Origin of the sequence: Pseudomonas sp. GL-RE-29 (assembly GCF_019947275.1) — a bacterium.
In the GTDB taxonomy this organism is placed as follows: Bacteria; Pseudomonadota; Gammaproteobacteria; order Pseudomonadales; family Pseudomonadaceae; genus Aquipseudomonas; species Aquipseudomonas fluorescens_A.
Genome location: NZ_JAGYGD010000035.1, coordinates 1 through 16,088, shown reverse-complemented (window position 1 = coordinate 16,088; position 16,088 = coordinate 1). Strand labels below are relative to the sequence as shown.

Below are 16,088 nucleotides of genomic sequence, written 5' to 3'. Positions count from 1 at the left end.
CGACGGTGTGGATCGTTAGCGAATAAACAGCTTCTGGATCAGTTTCTGAATGGATTTGCCGTACGGCGGATAGATCAGCTTCGCCGCGTTGAAGCGCTGTTTGATCAGCACACCCTTGGCCTTGCTGAAGGTCAGGAAGCCTTCGTGGCCGTGGTAATGCCCCATGCCCGAGGCGCCGATGCCGCCGAATGGCATGTCGTCCTGGGCAACGTGCAGCAGGGTGTCGTTGAGGCACACGCCGCCCGAGTGGGTTTCGTGGAGGACGCGATTTTGCTCGCGCTTGTCGTAGCCGAAGTAGTACAGCGCCAGTGGGCGAGGGCGCTGGTTGATGTAGGCAAACGCCTGATCCAGATCCTTGTACGGCACGACCGGCAGCAATGGGCCGAAGATTTCGTCCTGCATCACGGTCATGTCGTCGCTGACATTGAGCAGCAGGCTATGCCCCATGCGGCGTCCCTGACCTTGCTCGAACAGCGAAATCAGCTGCGCGCCTTTATCGGTGGCATCGCTGATGTAGCCGTTGAGACGCGCCAGTTGTCGGTCGTTGATGATCGCGGTGTAGTCCGGGTTGTCTGCCAAGGTCGGATAAAACCCTCGAACGGCCGAGCGATAAGCCTCGACGAAATCGCCGATGCGCTCTTCCGGAACGAGTACGTAATCCGGGGCCACGCAGGTCTGGCCAGCGTTGAGCGTTTTACCGAAAGCGATGCGTTCGGCGGCGTCCTTGAGGGGCACATCGTGAGAAACGATAGCCGGGGATTTGCCGCCCAGTTCCAGAGTCACTGGCGTCAGGTTCTCCGCCGCCGCGCGCATTACATGTTTGCCAATGCTGGTGGCGCCGGTGAACAACAAATGATCGAAGCGCAGGCGCGAAAACGCCACACCAATATCGGCCTCGCCCAGCACCACGCAGACCAGGTCTTCGGGGAAGATTCGAGCCAGCAATTGCTTCATCAGCAAACCGGTGGCAGGCGTCGATTCGCTGAGTTTGAGCATCACCCGATTGCCCGCCGACAACGCGCCGACCAAAGGCCCGATGGCCAGATACAAAGGGTAGTTCCACGGCACGATCACCCCGACCACACCCAGCGGCTGGTAAATCACTTTCGCCGAGGCTGGCTGGAAGGCTACGCCGACTTTGCGCCGCGACGCCTTCATCCAGCCGTTGAGATGCCGGCTGGCGTAGTGGATGCCATGCAGGCTGGGCATCAGTTCGGCGAGCAGGGTTTCGTTGGCGCTGCGATGGCTGAAGTCCTGGCTGATCGCGTCGATCAAGGCCTGACGCTCAGTGTTCAACAAATCCTTCAGCGCCTTGAGCCATTGCTGGCGCTGAGCGGCGGGCGGCATCGGGTTGGCGGCATAGGCCGCGCGTTGCGCGTCGAACAGGGTTTGGAGCTGTTCCAAAGGCTGCTGTAGGTTCTGCAGGTAGGAAATGTCAGCAGTCATGGTCGGCTCCGGATTTATTGTAATGAGGGACTTTTTAGAGTCTATGCTCTAGAAAGTCAAATGCCATCCTGGCGCAGCTTTGTTTTATCCCCTGGCGGATAGGTCGTAAGATGCCCGGCAACGCACTCTGAAGTTAAGCTCAAGCCATGCCCCCACGGATAAAAACAAGCGAGCGCATCGTGCAGAACAGCCTGGAGCTGTTCAATCAGCAGGGCGAGCGCAGCATCAGCACCAATCACATTGCTGCCCACATGGAGATTTCTCCGGGCAACCTGTATTACCACTTCCCCAACAAGCAGGCGATCATCGCCGTGCTGTTCAGTGAATACGAAAGCCTGGTGGACAGCTTCCTGCGCCCGCCCCAGGGCCGCGCCGCCACGGTGGAAGACAAGCGTTTCTACCTCAAGGAATTGCTCTCGGCGATGTGGCGCTACCGGTTTTTGCATCGCGATCTTGAGCACTTGCTCGATAGCGATTCGGATCTGGCCGCGCGCTACCGACGGTTTTCCCAGCGTTGCCTGATCCAGGGCACGCACATCTACGAAGGCTTCGTTGCGGCCGGTATCCTCAAGATGGACCGGGTGCAGATCGAATCCCTGACGCTCAATGCCTGGATCATCCTCACATCCTGGGTGCGATTTCTGTGCACCACGCGGGAAAACTCCACCCATCTCAGCGAGCAAGCGATTAAACGCGGGGTGTATCAGGTACTGGTGCTGGAGGCCGGGTTCGTCACCGATCAGTCCCGGGCCGAGGTGAATGCCTTGTTCGAAGAATTTTACGTGCCGCTGGCCCAAGCGCTGGAAGAAGTGCAGTAGGATCGGGTTTCGCCCAATCACAGGAGCCCGTTATGCCCATTGCGCAACTGATCAGCCCGCAAGCACTGGACCTGAAAAAGGACCAGCCGGGGCTGGTGATTCTGGATTGTCGTTTTGCCCTCGAAGACCCGGATTACGGTCAGCGCAGCTATGCCGAAGGACACATCGCCGGGTCGAGTTTTGCCGATCTTGAGCGTGATCTCAGCGGGAAGGTGGTCAAGGGCGTGACCGGGCGTCATCCGTTGCCCGAGCCTGCTGATTTGATCGAGCGACTGCAAGCTTGGGGTATCAACGCCGACAGTGAAGTGGTTTTGTACGACGACGGCCCGGGTGCCTTCGCGGCGCGGGCCTGGTGGTTGCTGGCGTGGCTGGGCAAGCGTGATGGCGTGTACATCCTCGATGGCGGGCTCAAGGCCTGGCACGCGGCCGGTTTGCCGTTGAGCCTGGATGCGCCGTCGATCACCCGCGGGTCATTTACCGGCAAGCCTGACGATTCGTTGCTGCTCAGTGCAGAACGGTTGCAGAAGCGTCTCGCCAAACCCGAACTGACCTTGCTCGACGCCCGCGCCTTGCCACGCTTCAAGGGCGAAGTGGAGCCGATCGACCCGGTTGCCGGACACATCCCCGGCGCGCAATGTGCCGCGTTCACCGACAACCTTGGCAGCGACGGACGCTTTCTGCCGGCCGATCAGCTCAAGCAGCGTTTTGCTGCGAAGTTGGGTGTCCGCTCGCCGAATGATCTGGTGGCGTATTGCGGCTCAGGCGTGACGGCTTGTCACAACCTGTTTGCGTTGTGTCTGGCGGGTTATCCGTTGGGGGCGTTGTATGCGGGATCGTGGAGTGAGTGGATCAATGATCCTTCACGCGCAATCGCAACAGGCGAATAAACGCACGCTTCTGTAGGAGCTGGCTTGCCAGCGATAGAAGCGACGCGGTACTTCAGGATGACCGCGTTATCGTTCATCGCTGGCAAGCCAGCTCCTACAGTCGTATTGATTTCTTGAGTGATTGCCCGGCACTGCGATACGCCCCCGGCCCCACCCCATACACCTGCTTGAACTGCCGACTCAGATGACTCTGGTCGGCAAAACCCAATTGCGTCGCCACTTCCAGCGGTAAACAACCACTCTGCAACAACGCCCGCGCCCGGGCGATGCGCTGCTGCATCAGCCAGGTGTGCGGCGGCATGCCGGTAACACGGCGGAACACCCGGGCGAAATGGAAAGGCGACAGGTTCACCGCCGCCGCCAGTTCTTCCAGCGAGGGTGGCGCGGCCGATCACGTAACCGTCATGCACATGGGGCGCGAAACGGTGATCGATGTAGCGCGCCGATAACAACTCGACTCCGGCCAGCGGTGCGGTTTGCCAAAAGTGAATGGACTCGCCCTGATCGCTGCTCATTGCTTACCCGCGACCTGCGGTGGTCAGCCATTGAGGAATGCGCCGTTCCAGGTAGTAGCCCGGTTGCCGGACCGAGCCATCGACGAACCCGACATGCCCGCCCTTGGCCTGCAACTCGAATTGCGTGCAGGCGGATAACTCATCGGCGTGCGGCAGGCTGTGGGGAAAAACGAAGGGATCGTCCGCTGCCTGAATGATCAGGGTCGGCGTACGTATTTCCCCAAGGAAGTAGCGACTGGAAGCGCGACGGTAGTAATCCTCGGCATCCACGTAACCGTTCAGTGGCGCGGTCACGCGGCCGTCAAAGTCCCAGAATGTGCGCATGTTTTCCAACGAGCCGAGCGCGGCCAATGCCGCCAGGCCATCCTCACGCCCGTCATGCTGGAATTGCCGCTGCTTGTTCTTGATATAGGCCAGCATCTCGCGCATGAAGTGCGCCTGATAGACCTTGGAAAACCCTTGGCCGATCCGGTCGGCGCACTGGTCCAGACGAAACGGCACCGACACCGCCACGGCACCAAGCACGCCACTGTCGCTGCCGGTCTCGCCCAGATGCTTGAGCAAGACATTGCCGCCCAGGGAATATCCAACCGCATACAACGGGGCGAGTGGCCGTTTGGCCCGCAGGTGCTTGATGGCTTCGGCCAGGTCTTCACTGGCGCCGGAATGGTAGCTGCGCGGCAACAGATTGGGTTCGCCCGAGCAGCCGCGCCAATTTAACGCGACGCTGGCCCAACCCTGATTCCCGAGCGCCTTTTGCATGCCGGCCACGTACGGCGAATTCGATGAACCGGTTAGGCCATGCAGCACCAGGACCAATGGCGCGTCGGCGGTGTGAGGGCCGTGCCAGTCGAGATCGAGGAAGTCGCCATCCTCAAGCCACAAGCGTTCGCGCTCGCGCTCGATGTGCGTGGTTTTGCGCCACAGCGGCCCCCACAAGGTCTGCAAGTGCGGGTTGCCGAGGCCGAAGGCGGGGGTGAAGCGTTCTGACGGATGGGACACGATTGTTCTCGAAGCAGCGGCGCCTGCCTGCGATGAGGCACGCGCCTTGTTCAGGCAGGTCGATCAGCCGGTGATCTCTGCCATACGTTGCCACAACGAATAATAGACCCGCCCGGATTTCTGCTCCCGGTGCAGGCGCCAGTTGCCTGGCAGTCCGAGGGTCGACGGCGCGCTTTCGCTCTCGGTGTACACCCACGCTTCTTCGGCCAGCCATTGGCGCTCTTCGAGCAACGTGCAAACGGCGGGCAGCAGGTTCTGGTTGAACGGCGGATCGAGGAACACCAGATCGTAAGCAACCGCTGGCTGGGTTTCCAGATAGCGCAGCGCATCGGCGGTCTGAACCTGGCCTGTGGTGCAACGCAGCGTGCCCAGGTGTTCCTTGAGGCTGGATACCGCAAGGCTGCTGGAATCCAGCGCCTGGCCCATGGCGGCGCCACGGGACAAGGCTTCGAGAAACAGCGCGCCGCTGCCGGCGAACGGATCGAGCACCTTGGCGCCCGGCACGTACGGCGCGAGCCAGTTGAACAGGGTTTCACGCACGCGGTCCGGCGTCGGACGCAGGCCCGGGGCATCAGGGAAGCTCAGCTTACGGCTGCGCCATTCGCCGCCGATGATGCGCAATTGGTTCACGCCGTTGTGCACGTTGTGAACAGGTTTTTTAGGACGGGAAGTAGCCATTAATGCTCCGGAACCCCGAGCGGTTGCTCGGCAGGTTTATCAGTAGGGGCCGGTAACGGCTTTTGCGGCACGGTCGGGCCAGCGCTGACGATGACCATTTTGTCCGTGCTCAGGTGTTTGTTCAGTGCAGCTTTGACTTGCTCGACGGTCAGGTTCTGGGACTGTTGCATGAAGTCTTCCAGGTGACTCAGCGGCAGATTATAGAAGCCGATGGCGCCCAGTTGGCCGACGATATCGGCGTTGCTGGCGGTGGACAGCGGGAAACTGCCGGCCAGTTCGCGCTTGGCGTCGTCGAGCTCTTTTTCGGTCGGCCCGGTTTTAAGGTAGTCGGCGAGAACGTCCTGCACCAGTTTCAGGGTGCCCTCGCTCATTTCGGCGCGGGTTTGCAGGTTGATCAGGAACGGGCCGCGCGCCTGCATCGGGGTGAAGCCCGAATACACGCCGTAAGCCAGGCCACGCTTCTCGCGCACTTCGCTCATCAGTCGAGTACCGAAACCGCCGCCGCCAAGAATCTGGTTGCCCATGGACAGTGCCGCGTAGTCGGGATCGTCACGGTCGATGCCCAGTTGGGCGAGCATCAGGTTGGTCTGCTTCGACGGGAATTCGATGTGACCGATGCTGGCCTTGGGTTCGGCCGGTTGTGCGATCTTCGGCAGCGCCGGGCCCTTGGGCAGGCCAGCGGAAACCTGCGCGGCAATGGCTTCGGCTTCGGCGCGGGACAAGTCACCAACCAGCGCGATCACCACGTTGCCTGCTGCGTAGGCTTTCTCGTGGAAGGCCCGCAATTGCGCAACGGTTATGCCTGGAACGGTGTTGGCGGCGCCGTCGCTGGCATGCGCGTACGGATGATCGCCGTACAAGCGGTTCATCAGTTCCAGGCTGGCCAGTTTGCCGGGGTTCTGTTTCTGATACTCGAAACCGGCGAGCATCTGGTTCTTGATACGGGCAAACGAGTCGGCAGGGAAGGTGGGTTTGCCGACGACTTCGGTAAACAGCTTTAACGCCGGTTCACGTTTATCCACAGCGCTGAGGCTGCGCAGGGACGCAACGGCCATGTCTTTGTAAGCGCCATTGCCGAAATCGGCGCCCAGGCCTTCGAAGCCCTGGGCGATGACGCTGACGTCCTTGCCGGCCACGCCTTCGTTAAGCATGGCGTTGGTCAGCAGTGCCAAACCGGGCGCGTCGCCGTCCTGGCTACTGCCGGCGGCAAAGATCAGGCGCATGTCGAACATCGGCAACTCACGCGCTTCGACAAACAGTACCTTGGCGCCTTCGGCGGTGTTCCAGGTCTGCACGTCGAGTTTGCGATGGCTCGGCGCCTTGCCGTTGAGTTCGGTCAGCGATTGCAGCTTCTGACTGGCCTTGGCTTTGTCCAGCGCTTCGCTGGCATTGGACTCATCGGTTTTCGAGAAATAGAACGCGGCGGACCCGATCAGGGCGACGACGATCAGGCCGAGCAGGGCCAGGCGTGGTTTTTTACGCTCACTCATGAGTCGTCTCCTCTGGCAGTACATGGGCGACGCTGAGACGTTCGCGGGTGAAATACAGCTTGGCGGCGTTCTGGATGTCTTGCGGTGTCACGCTTTCCAGATCGGCGAGTTCGGTGTCCATCAGTTTCCAGGACAGGCCGACGGTCTCCAGTTGGCCGATAGCGGTGGCCTGGCTGGTGATCGAGTCGCGCTCGTAGACCAGTCCGGCGATGACCTGTGCACGCACGCGCTCCAGTTCTTCGGCGGACGGCGCAGTGGTTTTCAGCTGTTCGAGCAGCTTCCACAAACCGGCTTCCGCCTGGTCGATGGTTTTGTTTTTCTGCGTGTTTGGCGAAGCCGACAAGGTGAACAGGCTGTCACCACGGGTGTAGGCGTCGTAGCTCGACGATCCACCGGACACCAGCTCTTCGCCGCGTTCCAGTTGCGTCGGGATGCGTGCGCTGTAGCCGCCGTCGAGCAGGGCCGAGATCAGGCGCAAGGCATTCACCGAGCGTTTGTCTTCGGCGGTGGCGATGCTCGGCACGTTGAAGGCCAGCATCAGGCTGGGCAATTGGGTCTTCACGTGCAGGGTGATCTGGCGTTCGCCGGGCTCGGCCAATTCCAGCGGAATCTTCGCTGATGGCACGTCGCGTTTGGCGATCGGGCCGAAGTAGCGCTGGGCCAGGGTTTTGACTTCGTCCGGGGTCACGTCGCCAACCACCACCAGCGTGGCGTTGTTCGGCACGTACCAGGATTGATACCAATGGCGCAGCTCTTCGACCTTCATGCGATCCAGATCCGCCATCCAGCCGATGGTGGGCGTGTGATAGCCGCTGGCCGGGTAAGCCATGGCCTTGAAGCGCTCATAGGCCTTGGACATCGGTTTGTCGTCGGTGCGCAGGCGACGTTCTTCTTTAATGACTTCGATTTCCCGGGCGAACTCGTCGGCCGGCAGGCGCAGGCTGGCCATGCGGTCAGCTTCCAGCTCGAAGGCCACGCCCAGACGGTCGCGGGCCAGCACCTGGTAATACGCGGTGAAGTCGTCGCTGGTGAAAGCGTTCTCTTCGGCGCCGAGGTCGCGCAGGATCAGCGAGGCTTCGCCGGGGCCGACTTTCTCGCTGCCCTTGAACATCATGTGTTCCAGTGCGTGGGACAAACCGGTCTGACCCGGCGTCTCGTAGCTGGAGCCGACTTTGTACCAGACCTGTGAAACCACCACCGGCGCTCGATGGTCTTCGCGCACGACGACCTTCAATCCGTTGTCGAGGGTGAATTCATGGGTGGGTTGCGGGTCGGCAGCCAGGGCTGAAAGAGGCAGGCAAACTGTGCTGAGCAGCAGGCCTGCGGCGCGGCGGGCTAGAGCATTCATTCGTTTTTAAACCTTTGGGGCTGCCCGCTTGTTCTTAGCGTCAGCGGGCGAGAGGGTGCTAGGATACTGATCCGTTTTACTGGCGGCCACGCCTATCAGGCCTTTGATCGGCCGGAAGGTTGTATGGGTTACCGGCAGAAGCTTTGAGTTTGTCAGCTAAACTCTGTGTTTTCGCCGACGATGCCGTTCCAGTCCTTCGTATTAATCGACCTTTGAGGTGCTGTTGGTACCTCGACAAAATGTTGCGCGTGAACAAGCTGGGTCAATCGCAGTCTGTTCTGCATCGAATTTTTATTTGCCGGGGCGCCATTGGCGCGTCGCTACCGTGAGATAGCCGTCCTCCATGTTTGGTTCCAACGACGACAAGAAGACCCCAGCTGCGGCTGGCGAAAAGAAAAGCCTGTTCGGATGGCTGCGTAAAAAACCGCAGGAACCCGTCGTCGAACAGCCACAGCCACTTCCTGAGCCGACTCCCGCGCCGGTAATAGATGCAGAGCCAGCGCCCGTTGTGTTGCCAATCGCCGAGCCGGTGCTGCAGCCGGTAGCCGAGCCTGAACCTGAAATCGTGGCCGAACTGCCGCTGACCCCGGCCGCTGAGCCTTGGCTGACGTTGCCGGTGGCGGAAGAGCCGGTGGCGCTGGTCGAAGAGCAGGCGCCGCATGTGACGCCGCCGATTCCTGCGCAGGCTGTTTTGGCGCCGGAGCCGATTCACGCGCCAGTGGTTGAACCGGTTGTTGCGCCAGTCGTTGAAGTTGCGCCTGAGCCGGCGGTCCCTGCATTCGTTTCTCCGCCCGTTGCGCCGATTGTTCAAGCGCCAGAGCCTGCACCTGCACCTGCACCTGCACCTGTTATTACCCCGGTTGTCGCCGCCCCCGTCGAAGCCCCGGTAGAACCGGTACGCACCGAAGAAACCAAAGCCGGTTTCTTCGCCCGCCTCAAGCAAGGCCTGTCCAAGACCAGCGCCAGCATCGGCGAAGGCATGGCCAGCCTGTTTCTGGGCAAGAAAGCCATCGATGACGAATTGCTCGATGACCTCGAAACCCGCCTGCTGACCGCCGACGTCGGCGTCGAAGCCACGTCGGTGATCATTCAGCGCCTGACCCAGAAGGTCGCGCGCAAAGAGCTGGCCGATTCCGATGCACTGTACAAATCCCTGCAAGCCGAGCTGGCGGCGATGCTCAAGCCCGTCGAGCAGCCGCTGAAAATCTCCTCGCAGAACAAGCCGTTCGTGATTCTGGTGGTTGGCGTCAACGGCGCCGGCAAGACCACCACCATCGGCAAGCTGGCGAAGAAGCTGCAGCTGGAAGGCAAGAAAGTCATGCTCGCTGCCGGCGACACTTTCCGCGCCGCAGCGGTCGAGCAATTGCAGGTCTGGGGTGAGCGCAACAAGATTCCGGTCATTGCCCAGCACACTGGTGCCGACTCGGCTTCGGTAATCTTCGACGCTGTGCAGGCCGCCAAGGCCCGTGGCATCGATGTACTGATCGCCGATACCGCCGGCCGCCTGCACACCAAAGACAACCTGATGGAAGAGCTGAAAAAGGTTCGCCGGGTCATCAGCAAACTCGATGCCGACGCGCCGCACGAAGTGCTGCTGGTGCTCGATGCCGGCACCGGCCAGAACGCCATCAACCAGGCGAAGCAATTCAACCAGACCGTCGAACTGACCGGTCTGGCGCTGACCAAGCTCGATGGCACCGCCAAGGGCGGGGTGATTTTCGCCCTGGCCAAGCAGTTCGGTCTGCCGATCCGCTACATCGGCGTCGGCGAAGGCATCGACGATTTGCGCACCTTTGAAGCAGAACCCTTTGTCCAGGCACTATTTGCCGAGCGGGAGCGTTCATGATTCGTTTCGAACAGGTCGGTAAACGCTACCCGAACGGTCACGTCGGCTTGCATGAGCTGAGCTTTCGAGTCCGTCGGGGCGAGTTTTTGTTTGTCACCGGCCATTCTGGCGCCGGTAAAAGCACCCTGTTGCGCCTGCTGCTGGCGATGGAGCGTCCAACCACCGGCAAATTGCTGCTGGCCGGGCAGGATCTGAGCACCATCAGCAACGCACAGATTCCATTTCTGCGTCGGCAGATCGGCGTGGTGTTCCAGAACCATCAGCTGCTGTTCGATCGCACAGTGTTTAACAACGTCGCGCTGCCGTTGCAGATTCTTGGCCTGTCCAAGGCTGAAATCGCCAAGCGCGTGGATTCGGCGCTGGAGCGCGTGGCGCTCTCGGACAAGACCGATTTGTACCCTGGCGACCTGTCCACCGGTCAGCAACAGCGTGTCGGCATTGCCCGCGCCATCGTTCACCGCCCGGCCCTGCTGCTGGCGGACGAACCGACCGGTAACCTCGACCCGCGTCTGGCGGCAGAAATCATGGGCGTGTTCGAAGACATCAACCGTCTGGGCACCAGCGTGTTGATCGCCAGTCACGACCTGGCACTGATCGCCCGCATGCGCCACCGCATGCTGACCCTGCAACGTGGCCGACTGATCGGCGACGGGGAGGCCGGGGTATGAGTGCAACTCGCAGTCCAAAAGTGTCCGAGCGTGTGGCGCCGAAAGCCGCCGACCCGCAACCGACCAAGAAAAAACGCGACGACGATGACGGGCCGGACTTCGCCACGCTGTTCCGCGCCTGGATCGAAAGTCATCGCGCCAGCTTGCTGGACAGCTTGCGTCGTTTGGGCAAACAGCCCATCGGCAGTTTTTTCACCTGCATGGTGATGGCAGTAGCGCTGAGCTTGCCCATGGGGCTGTCACTTTTGCTAAGTAATGTCGAACGCCTGGGCGGTTCCTGGCAGCGAGCGGCGCAGATTTCCCTGTATCTGGAAATCGAGGCAAGCCCTGCGCAAGGCGAAGCGTTGCGCGAGCAGATCAAAGGCATGCCTGGCGTGGCCGAGGCTGAATACGTTGGTCGGGATCAGGCGCTGGAAGAGTTCCAGCAACAGTCCGGCCTGGGTGAAGCGCTCAAGGAACTGCCGGAAAATCCGCTGCCCGGCGTGGTCCTGGTGACACCGAACGAAGTCGACAAGCCTGCGCTTGAAGCATTAAGACAAAAACTTTCCGAGCTGCCGAAGGTACAACAGGCGCAGCTTGATCTAGTCTGGGTCGAGCGTCTGGCAGCCATCCTCAAGCTGGGTGATCGTTTTGTCTTCGGTCTGACCGTGCTTCTGGTTTCTGCATTACTTTTGGTGATAGGCAATACCATTCGTCTTCATATTGAAAACCGCCGCACCGAGATAGAAGTGATTAAACTGGTCGGCGGCACTGACAGTTATGTGCGCAGGCCCTTTCTGTACATGGGCGCGCTGTATGGCTTCGGTGCGGGGATTCTTTCCTGGGGTGTGCTTGCGTTCGGCCTCAACTGGCTGAACGACGCGGTGGTTGGTCTGGCCGGTTTATACGGCAGTGATTTTGCGCTGGCTGGAGTGCCAGTTGCCGACGGTCTGTCTCTCTTGCTTGGCGCGGTGCTGTTGGGGTATATCGGTGCATGGATTGCAGTCGCACGCCACCTGAGGGAGCTTGCGCCTAAGTAGTATCATTTTGCTCGTATTGACCTTTCAGCGTTTTTGGGAACTTGTCTTTCGGTTTCCGGTCAATTTTCGCAGTGCTGAACTGCACGAGTTTGTAAGTGGGAGGTTTTTTCGTATGACCAATTCTTTGCAACCTGCATATGCTCTGGTCCCGGGTGCGAACCTGGAGGCCTATGTGCACACCGTCAACAGCATTCCATTGCTGACGCCGGAGCAGGAGCGTGAACTGGCCGAGAGTCTCTATTATGAGCAGGATTTGGGGGCGGCTCGGCAGATGGTGCTCGCCCACCTGCGTTTTGTCGTACATATCGCCCGTAGCTATTCCGGCTACGGTCTGGCTCAGGCTGACCTGATCCAGGAAGGCAACGTCGGCCTGATGAAGGCTGTGAAGCGTTTCAACCCGGAAATGGGCGTACGCCTGGTGTCCTTTGCGGTGCACTGGATCAAGGCTGAGATTCACGAGTTCATCCTGCGCAACTGGCGCATCGTGAAAGTTGCAACCACCAAGGCCCAGCGCAAGTTGTTCTTCAACCTGCGCAGCCAGAAAAAGCGTCTGGCGTGGCTGAACAACGAGGAAGTCCACCGTGTGGCGGAAAGCCTCGGCGTAGAGCCTCGGGAAGTGCGTGAGATGGAAAGTCGCCTGACCGGCCATGACATGGCTTTCGATCCGGCGGCAGAAGCTGACGATGACAGTGCTTTCCAGTCGCCGGCCAACTATCTGGAAGACCACCGGTACGACCCGGCCCGTCAACTGGAAGATGCCGACTGGAGCGACAACTCCAACCACAACCTGCACGAAGCGCTGGAAGTGCTGGACGACCGCAGCCGTGACATCCTTTATCAGCGCTGGTTGGCTGAAGAGAAAGCCACGCTGCACGACCTGGCGCAGAAGTACAACGTGTCGGCCGAGCGTATTCGTCAGCTTGAGAAGAGCGCGATGAACAAGCTCAAGTTGTCGATCGCCGCATAACCGGCAAAGCAGCAAAAAAAAACGCCCCGATCATCGATCGGGGCGTTTTTGTTTGTGTACGAAACTTGGGTTCAGCGATGCTTTTTGTAGGAGCCGGCTTGCTGGCGATCCAGGCGGCACGGTGTATCAGACAAATCGAAATCGCTGGCAAGCCAGCTCCTACAGGGCGGCGATGTTATTGCGCCCAAGGCGCCCGGCGCGAATCGTTAAGGCCAACCAGATAACTGTCACCACCCAACTGACTCATCTGCCGCCGTATCCAGCCCGCGCGCCGGGCCACGTAATTGGTCGGATGGCTCGCGCTCCACACTCGCGGGTTAGGCAGCACCGCTGCCAGCAAGCTGGCCTGTTGCCGAGACAATGACCTGGCGCCAACGCCGAAGTGATGCCGCGCTGCGGCTTCGGCGCCAAACACGCCGTCATCCCACTCGACACTGTTGAGGTACACCTCAAGAATTCGCTGCTTGGGCCAGAAGACTTCGATCAAAGCGGTAAACCAGGCTTCCAGACCCTTGCGAATCCAGCTACGGCCGGACCACAGGAAAAGGTTCTTCGAGACTTGCTGGCTCAGGGTGCTTGCACCGCGGATGGTGCCGCCGAGCTCATTGTGGGCCAGGGCTTTCTGGATCGCGCCGAAGTCAAAGCCCCAATGCTCGGGAAATTTCTGGTCTTCACCGGCAATCACCGCGACTTTCAAGTCGTCGGAGATTTCATCCCATGGCTTCCATGTGCGTTGCAGGTCAATAGGCTCGCCGTCGATCCAGGATTCGATCTTGCGCTCGACCATCAGCGTTGTCCCGGGAGGCGGCACCACGCGAAAAATCAGCACCAGCAATACGCTGCCGCCCATGAACCAGAGCACGGCCTTGGTGAAACGACGGAAATAGATACGCAGCATAGAGATGGCTTGGCCGAACCCATTGAGCGGGCCATTATACAGACCCTGTTGATCGAGTCTGACTGGAGTTCTTCATGCTGCGTGGCTTTTTGATGCTGGCCGCTTTTTTCGGTTTCACCGGTGTCGGTCTTGGCGCATTCGCCGCCCATGGCCTGAAAAACCGTTTGAGCGCTGAATACCTGACGATTTTCCATACCGGCGTCACCTATCAGCTGGTGCACACCCTGGCGTTGTTTGGCGTGGCGCTGCTGGCCACACAGATTCCGGGTCGGCTGGTCACATGGGCCGGCGCATCCTTTGCCATTGGCATTTTGCTGTTTTCCGGCAGCCTCTATGTATTGACGCTGACCGGTGTCAGCAAGCTAGGCATCATCACGCCATTCGGCGGCCTTGCATTCCTGATTGGCTGGTTCTGCCTCGGCCTCGCCGCCTGGCGCCTGACCTGATCTGTAGGAGCCGGCTTGCTGGCGATACAGGCGCCGCGGTGATATAGACCTGCCGAGTTGCCTGCATCGCCAGCAAGCCGGCTTCTACAAGAGCATCGTGCGTCCGACCATTACAAGACGAATGGCTTGGGTCGGCCTGACTGATCGGGCTAGAATGCCAGCCCCTAAAAATGATGGCGGCATCCGGCATGCGCATTCAGTTGAACGGCGAATCCTTTGAACTGCCCGACGGTGAAACCGTTGCGGCCCTGCTGACCCGTCTGGACTTGACCGGACGCCGGGTGGCGGTCGAGCTCAATCTGGATATCGTTCCGCGCAGTCAGCATGCAGACACCACGCTCAACGACGGCGACAACGTGGAAGTCGTGCACGCCATCGGCGGCGGCTAGCCGTTTGGCCCGTATGGGCCGAGAATTCTGCAAGACCCTCACCCCTACAGAGGATTTCCCATGAGCATCGTTCGTAGCGACAAGCCTTTCGTCCTGGCCGGTCGTACTTACCAGTCGCGTTTGCTGGTCGGTACCGGCAAGTACCGTGACATGGAAGAAACCCGTCTGGCCATCGAGGCCTCGGGTGCCGAGATCGTCACCTTCGCCGTGCGTCGCACCAACCTTGGCCAGATCGAGGGCGAGCCGAACCTGCTCGAAGTGCTGTCGCCGGATCGCTACACCTTCCTGCCGAACACCGCCGGTTGCTACGACGCTATCGAAGCCGTGCGCACCTGCCGCCTCGCTCGTGAGCTGCTCGATGGCCACAACCTGGTGAAGCTGGAAGTGCTGGCTGACCAGAAAACCCTGTTCCCCAACGTGATCGAAACCCTCAAGGCCGCTGAAACGCTGGTCAAGGAAGGCTTCGACGTGATGGTTTACACCAGTGATGATCCGATTATCGCTCGTCAATTGGCGGAAATCGGCTGCATCGCGGTGATGCCGCTGGCCGGTCTGATCGGTTCGGGCCTGGGAATCTGCAACCCGTACAACCTACAGATCATCCTTGAAGAAGCCAAGATCCCGGTGCTGGTGGATGCCGGTGTCGGTACCGCTTCCGACGCTACCATTGCCATGGAACTGGGCTGTGACGCGGTGCTGATGAACTCGGCAATCGCCCACGCCCAGCAGCCGATCATGATGGCCGAAGCCATGAAACACGCGATCGTCGCGGGCCGCCTGGCCTACCTCGCCGGCCGCATGCCGAAAAAACTCTATGCCAGCGCCTCTTCGCCGCTGGATGGTCTGATCAAGTAAGAGCCATTGATGACTGAATCGAACGACACGCCAATCCAGACGGAAGAAGGCGACGAGCGCCAACACCGCCGCATCAAGAGTTTCGTGATGCGCGCCGGGCGCATGACCGAAGGCCAGCAAAAAGGCCTGGAGCAGGGTACGCCGCTGTTCGTGCTGCCATTGGCCGACGCGCCGGTGGACTTCGACCAGGTGTTCGGTCGCTCGGCACCGCGCTCGCTGGAAATCGGTTTCGGCATGGGCCATTCGCTGCTGGAAATGGCCGCCGCTTCGCCGGAGCAGGATTTCATTGGCGTGGAAGTGCACCGTCCGGGCGTGGGTGCGTTGCTCAATGGCGTGCTGACTCAGGGCCTGACCAACCTGCGGGTCTACGATTGCGACGCGATTGAAGTGCTTAACCGCTGCATCGCCGACAACAGCCTGGATCGCCTGATGCTGTTTTTCCCGGACCCGTGGCACAAGAGCCGTCACCACAAGCGTCGTATCGTTCAGGCATCGTTCGCTGAGCTGGTGCGTAGCAAGTTGAAGGTTGGCGGCATTCTGCACATGGCCACCGACTGGGAGCCGTATGCCGAATACATGCTGGAAGTGATGAGCGTTGCGCCGGGTTATCGCAACCTGGCTGAAGACGGCAAGTGCGTACCACGCCCGGCCGAGCGGCCGATCACCAAGTTCGAACGCCGTGGCGAACGACTTGGGCATGGCGTGTGGGATTTGAAGTTCGAAAAACAGTCCTAAGCGTCACGATCCAAACCTGTAGGAGCCGGCTTGCTGGCGATGGGTGTCAGACACATCAATGTCCACTGACACACCATCGCC

16 protein-coding genes and 2 pseudogenes are annotated in these 16,088 nt (G+C 60.2%); 10 read left to right on the top strand and 8 right to left on the bottom strand.

Features of this window, described 5'->3' with window-relative positions; genetic code table 11:
• Nucleotides 1-15: 15 nt before the first annotated feature.
• Nucleotides 16-1,446, bottom strand: a complete 1,431-nt coding sequence (locus KGB21_RS23870) for a coniferyl aldehyde dehydrogenase (RefSeq protein ID WP_223506912.1) — start codon at nucleotides 1,444-1,446, stop codon at nucleotides 16-18.
• Between the two features lie 146 nt (nucleotides 1,447-1,592).
• Between KGB21_RS23870 and KGB21_RS23865 the strand changes: the two genes are divergently transcribed.
• Nucleotides 1,593-2,264 (top strand): TetR/AcrR family transcriptional regulator, encoded by a 672-nt coding sequence (locus tag KGB21_RS23865; RefSeq protein WP_223506911.1) that lies wholly within the window; start codon nucleotides 1,593-1,595, stop codon nucleotides 2,262-2,264.
• 32 nt (nucleotides 2,265-2,296) lie between these two features.
• Nucleotides 2,297-3,151: a sulfurtransferase gene (locus KGB21_RS23860; RefSeq protein WP_223506910.1), complete on the top strand. Its 855-nt coding sequence runs from the start codon at nucleotides 2,297-2,299 to the stop codon at nucleotides 3,149-3,151.
• A 94-nt stretch (nucleotides 3,152-3,245) separates the two neighbouring features.
• On the opposite strand, the pseudogene KGB21_RS23855 reads toward KGB21_RS23860, so the two are convergent.
• From KGB21_RS23855 to KGB21_RS23835, 6 genes and pseudogenes are all read right to left on the bottom strand, one after another.
• Nucleotides 3,246-3,533 (bottom strand): annotated as a pseudogene (locus KGB21_RS23855) (helix-turn-helix transcriptional regulator); the annotation flags it as partial.
• A 40-nt stretch (nucleotides 3,534-3,573) separates the two neighbouring features.
• Nucleotides 3,574-3,666 (bottom strand): annotated as a pseudogene (locus KGB21_RS29675) (AraC family transcriptional regulator); the annotation flags it as partial.
• A gap of 3 nt (nucleotides 3,667-3,669) precedes the next feature.
• Complete coding sequence (locus KGB21_RS23850) at nucleotides 3,670-4,668, bottom strand: hydrolase (protein ID WP_223506909.1); 999 nt, start codon at nucleotides 4,666-4,668, stop codon at nucleotides 3,670-3,672.
• A gap of 63 nt (nucleotides 4,669-4,731) precedes the next feature.
• A complete protein-coding gene (gene rsmD, locus KGB21_RS23845; protein ID WP_223506908.1) occupies nucleotides 4,732-5,346 on the bottom strand; it encodes a 16S rRNA (guanine(966)-N(2))-methyltransferase RsmD in 615 nt (204 codons plus the stop codon).
• Nucleotides 5,346-6,836 (bottom strand): M16 family metallopeptidase, encoded by a 1,491-nt coding sequence (locus KGB21_RS23840; protein WP_034147567.1) that lies wholly within the window; start codon nucleotides 6,834-6,836, stop codon nucleotides 5,346-5,348. The genes rsmD and KGB21_RS23840 overlap by 1 nt, the downstream gene beginning before the upstream one ends.
• Nucleotides 6,829-8,184, bottom strand: a complete 1,356-nt coding sequence (locus tag KGB21_RS23835) for a M16 family metallopeptidase (protein ID WP_034147566.1) — start codon at nucleotides 8,182-8,184, stop codon at nucleotides 6,829-6,831. The genes KGB21_RS23840 and KGB21_RS23835 overlap by 8 nt, the downstream gene beginning before the upstream one ends.
• 343 nt (nucleotides 8,185-8,527) lie before the next feature.
• On the opposite strand from KGB21_RS23835, the gene ftsY reads away from it, so the two are divergent.
• From ftsY to rpoH, 4 genes are all read left to right on the top strand, one after another.
• A complete protein-coding gene (gene ftsY, locus KGB21_RS23830) occupies nucleotides 8,528-10,030 on the top strand; it encodes a signal recognition particle-docking protein FtsY (protein ID WP_223506907.1) in 1,503 nt (500 codons plus the stop codon).
• Entirely contained in the window at nucleotides 10,027-10,698 is a 672-nt protein-coding gene (ftsE, locus tag KGB21_RS23825; protein WP_034147564.1) for a cell division ATP-binding protein FtsE, read from the top strand. Before ftsY ends, ftsE begins: the two co-directional genes overlap by 4 nt.
• Nucleotides 10,695-11,717, top strand: a complete 1,023-nt coding sequence (gene ftsX, locus KGB21_RS23820) for a permease-like cell division protein FtsX (RefSeq protein WP_034147563.1) — start codon at nucleotides 10,695-10,697, stop codon at nucleotides 11,715-11,717. Before ftsE ends, ftsX begins: the two co-directional genes overlap by 4 nt.
• Before the next feature lie 112 nt (nucleotides 11,718-11,829).
• Nucleotides 11,830-12,684 (top strand): RNA polymerase sigma factor RpoH, encoded by an 855-nt coding sequence (rpoH, locus tag KGB21_RS23815; RefSeq protein ID WP_007897890.1) that lies wholly within the window; start codon nucleotides 11,830-11,832, stop codon nucleotides 12,682-12,684.
• 175 nt (nucleotides 12,685-12,859) lie between these two features.
• On the opposite strand, the gene mtgA is transcribed toward rpoH, so the two are convergent.
• A complete protein-coding gene (mtgA, locus tag KGB21_RS23810) occupies nucleotides 12,860-13,582 on the bottom strand; it encodes a monofunctional biosynthetic peptidoglycan transglycosylase (protein WP_034147562.1) in 723 nt (240 codons plus the stop codon).
• 74 nt (nucleotides 13,583-13,656) lie between these two features.
• On the opposite strand from mtgA, the gene KGB21_RS23805 reads away from it, so the two are divergent.
• The 4 genes from KGB21_RS23805 (at nucleotide 13,657) to trmB (ending at nucleotide 16,007) form a co-directional block, all read left to right on the top strand.
• Nucleotides 13,657-14,028, top strand: a complete 372-nt coding sequence (locus KGB21_RS23805; protein WP_034147561.1) for a DUF423 domain-containing protein — start codon at nucleotides 13,657-13,659, stop codon at nucleotides 14,026-14,028.
• A 188-nt stretch (nucleotides 14,029-14,216) separates the two neighbouring features.
• Entirely contained in the window at nucleotides 14,217-14,417 is a 201-nt protein-coding gene (gene thiS / locus KGB21_RS23800; RefSeq protein WP_007953386.1) for a sulfur carrier protein ThiS, read from the top strand.
• Nucleotides 14,418-14,477: 60 nt separating this feature from the next.
• Nucleotides 14,478-15,272: a thiazole synthase gene (locus tag KGB21_RS23795; protein ID WP_032884143.1), complete on the top strand. Its 795-nt coding sequence runs from the start codon at nucleotides 14,478-14,480 to the stop codon at nucleotides 15,270-15,272.
• A gap of 9 nt (nucleotides 15,273-15,281) precedes the next feature.
• On the top strand, nucleotides 15,282-16,007 hold the full coding sequence (trmB, locus tag KGB21_RS23790; protein ID WP_223506906.1) for a tRNA (guanosine(46)-N7)-methyltransferase TrmB: 726 nt from the start codon (nucleotides 15,282-15,284) through the stop codon (nucleotides 16,005-16,007).
• Nucleotides 16,008-16,088: the final 81 nt, after the last annotated feature.

Coding starts and splice junctions, on each gene's coding strand:
- KGB21_RS23870 (WP_223506912.1), bottom strand. CDS start 1,446: ATGACTGCTGACATTTCCTACCTGCAGAACCTACAGCAGCCTTTGGAA.
- KGB21_RS23865 (WP_223506911.1), top strand. CDS start 1,593: ATGCCCCCACGGATAAAAACAAGCGAGCGCATCGTGCAGAACAGCCTG.
- KGB21_RS23860 (WP_223506910.1), top strand. CDS start 2,297: ATGCCCATTGCGCAACTGATCAGCCCGCAAGCACTGGACCTGAAAAAG.
- rsmD (WP_223506908.1), bottom strand. CDS start 5,346: ATGGCTACTTCCCGTCCTAAAAAACCTGTTCACAACGTGCACAACGGC.
- KGB21_RS23840 (WP_034147567.1), bottom strand. CDS start 6,836: ATGAGTGAGCGTAAAAAACCACGCCTGGCCCTGCTCGGCCTGATCGTC.
- KGB21_RS23835 (WP_034147566.1), bottom strand. CDS start 8,184: ATGAATGCTCTAGCCCGCCGCGCCGCAGGCCTGCTGCTCAGCACAGTT.
- ftsY (WP_223506907.1), top strand. CDS start 8,528: ATGTTTGGTTCCAACGACGACAAGAAGACCCCAGCTGCGGCTGGCGAA.
- ftsE (WP_034147564.1), top strand. CDS start 10,027: ATGATTCGTTTCGAACAGGTCGGTAAACGCTACCCGAACGGTCACGTC.
- ftsX (WP_034147563.1), top strand. CDS start 10,695: ATGAGTGCAACTCGCAGTCCAAAAGTGTCCGAGCGTGTGGCGCCGAAA.
- rpoH (WP_007897890.1), top strand. CDS start 11,830: ATGACCAATTCTTTGCAACCTGCATATGCTCTGGTCCCGGGTGCGAAC.
- mtgA (WP_034147562.1), bottom strand. CDS start 13,582: ATGCTGCGTATCTATTTCCGTCGTTTCACCAAGGCCGTGCTCTGGTTC.
- KGB21_RS23805 (WP_034147561.1), top strand. CDS start 13,657: ATGCTGCGTGGCTTTTTGATGCTGGCCGCTTTTTTCGGTTTCACCGGT.
- thiS (WP_007953386.1), top strand. CDS start 14,217: ATGCGCATTCAGTTGAACGGCGAATCCTTTGAACTGCCCGACGGTGAA.
- KGB21_RS23795 (WP_032884143.1), top strand. CDS start 14,478: ATGAGCATCGTTCGTAGCGACAAGCCTTTCGTCCTGGCCGGTCGTACT.
- trmB (WP_223506906.1), top strand. CDS start 15,282: ATGACTGAATCGAACGACACGCCAATCCAGACGGAAGAAGGCGACGAG.